The following is a 2,829-nucleotide window of genomic DNA, read 5'->3' on the forward strand; positions in this document are numbered from 1 at the left end:
AGTTATATCACTATAACTTATATGAAGGCCTCACAGCTATCTATGATATTTCATAATTATTTTTATAACTTCCAGTATGAGATCTTCTATCAATTCTCTCTTCATACTTTCCTGGCCCAAATCTTTCGTCAAGACTCAAATATCCAGTTACTCTTGAAATTCCTTGTATATCTCTACTATTACACTTAGGACATTTGCTTTCATTACTTAATAAATTTTCTCCACAATCTTTACAATACCTAATATGAAAGTTTACCCCTATATAGCTTATATTAGGGTGTTTGTATGCATAATTTATTATATCCATTATGTTCTCTGGTGAAGGTGAGTCATCTACTTCTATATATGAAATATGTCCTGCATTGCAAAGCTTATGATAAGGTGCTTCTATATCAATTTTATCTTTTATTGATATACTATAATTTACAGGTATGTGGAAACTATTTGTATAATACTCCTTATCTGTTACTCCTTTTATTATTCCAAATATCTTTTTATCATGTTTTATAAATTTTCCTGATAATCCTTCTGCCGGTGTTGCATAGCAACTCCAATTAAGCTTAGTTTCCTCTATTAGCCTATCTACATACTCTCTTATGAAACCAACTATTCTTAGTCCTAACTCCCTAGCTTCTTGTGATTCCCCATGATGACATCCCAATAAAGAATATAATGTTTCTGCCAATCCAATAAATCCAATTACCCAGGTTCCTTGTTTAAGTATTGGTTCAATTGAGTCTTCAGCTTTTAGTCCTTCAGAACCTTTCATAAGTCCCTGTCCTGCTACAAAAGGTAAATCTTTAACTCTTAAATTTTTAAGCACACTATATCTATGAAGTAAAGCATCTTTGGCTAATACTAATCTTTTTTCTAATATCTCAAAGAACTTATCTATATCCTTATTTGCTTCTATTCCTATACGAGGTAGATTAATAGTTACTGGTGCTATATTTCCTCTTCCTTTGCACCCCGGTTCACCATTAACATTTTTCATTAAATATGTTCTGCATCCCATTGTTGCTGGAATATATCCTTGATCATAATATTCCTTATTAAAATCCGCATCTATATTCATAAATGTAGGATTCATTCTTTTTGATGCTACCTCACAAGCTAATTTATATAAATAGTAATAAGGATCTTCTACTTCTCTATTTACTCCCTTTTTCACTCTAAAAATTATATTAGGGAATATTGGTTGTTCACCTTTTCCTAATCCTTTTTCATATTCTTTTAAAAATATCTCACATACTAAGGCTGCATCTTTAGAATTTGGTATACCTAAATTTATAGAAGAAAAAGGTACTTGGGAGCCTGCACGTGAATGCATAGTGTTTAAATTATATACAATTCCTTGCATAGCTTGGTGCACTCGTGATTTTAATTTTTCTTCTACTATTTTTTCTAGTTTTTCACCTTGAATTCCATAAGAAATTAATTCTTCCCTTATCTCTATTCTTGTTGGCTCAATAAATTCAGCCATATCATTATCAAAATCTGGATGAGATTGTCCACCAAACATATCATTTTGCGTAGACTGAAGTAATATACAAGATAATTCTGCAGCTGTTTCTATACGTTTAGGTAGCTTTATTGTTCCATATCCAGTATTAAATCCCCTTTTTAATATCTCTCCTGTAGGTATATGAAGACAATTTATACTTAAATTGTAAGAATCTAGGTCATGAAAATAAACTTCACCCACTTCATGAGCTTTTGCTAAATACTTAGGCATATTATAAAGATTATGCCATTTATTAGACTCTGAAGCTATTCTTAATAACTTAGCACTAAAATTGTTTCCAACATTAGCATTATCCCTATCAGTTTCTATTCCTATTTTTTCAATTGCTTTCATTAAATCTGACTTAATTCCTCTAATTCTAGTTCTTTCTCTTCTATAAGAAGAATATGCTCCTTGAATATTTTTATGGTCACTATCAATTAGAGCCTTTTCAACTAAATTTTGTACTTCTTCTACTGATACTTTTTCTTTTCGTGCAACTTCAATATATTTAATAATCCTTTGTATACATTCTAATATTTGATCTTCTCTTAATTGTTCTCCAACTTCGTCACTTGCCTTTTTTATTGCATTAATAATTTTATTGCTATCAAATTCAACCTCTCTTCCATCTCGTTTTACTACATATAGCAAAATAACCGCCTCCTACAAATTCACACTATATATTGTATATTTTATATATCAAATACAATATATAGTATATAATTCTATTTTGTGTTTTATTCTCCTGCGAATTTTTTAAATAATTTTTAAATAAAAAGATATTATCAATAGTGATAATGTTTTTTCTTTATCACTATTGATAATATTATCTAGTATGATATACTAAGTTTATAAAATTAGACTTTCGGAGGATTTTTTATGCAAAAAATTGCTTTAATAACTGACAGTGCATGTGACCTTGATTTAAATACATTAAAAGAAAATAATATAAATTTATTACCACTTAGAATAATTTATTCTAATGGTGATTATAGAGATAGAATAGATATTTCACCTCAAGAGGTATATGATAACTTAGAAAAAGAAGTTCCTAAAACTTCTTTACCAAGTGCTCAAGAAACTGAAGATATTTTAAATAAATTAGAACAAGAAGGCTATACTCATGTAATTTGTATTTCAATTTCTAGTGGTCTTTCTGGAAGCTTTAATGCCCTAAGATTAGCTTTAGAAGATCACCCAAAACTTACTTCTTTTGTTTATGACTCAAAAATACTAGCTTATCCTCAAGGAGAAATAGTTTTAGAAGTTGCTAAACTTATAAAAGAAGGTAAAAGTTATGAAGAAATAATTAAAGAAATACC

2 protein-coding genes are annotated in these 2,829 nt (G+C 29.0%); one reads left to right on the forward strand and one right to left on the reverse strand.

All coding sequences use genetic code 11. The annotated features are described in order from the left end of the window. Positions 1–40 precede the first annotated feature (40 nt). On the reverse strand, positions 41–2,158 hold the full coding sequence (nrdD, locus tag J7G74_RS15055) for an anaerobic ribonucleoside-triphosphate reductase (RefSeq protein WP_297136835.1): 2,118 nt from the start codon (positions 2,156–2,158) through the stop codon (positions 41–43). Between the two features lie 228 nt (positions 2,159–2,386). Here nrdD and J7G74_RS15060 point away from each other — a divergent pair. Then, a partial coding sequence (locus J7G74_RS15060) for a DegV family protein (RefSeq protein ID WP_297136837.1) occupies positions 2,387–2,829 on the forward strand: 443 nt, incomplete at its 3' end.

The sequence above is a fragment of the Terrisporobacter sp. genome (assembly GCF_017888745.1).
Classification (GTDB): domain Bacteria; phylum Bacillota; class Clostridia; order Peptostreptococcales; family Peptostreptococcaceae; genus Terrisporobacter.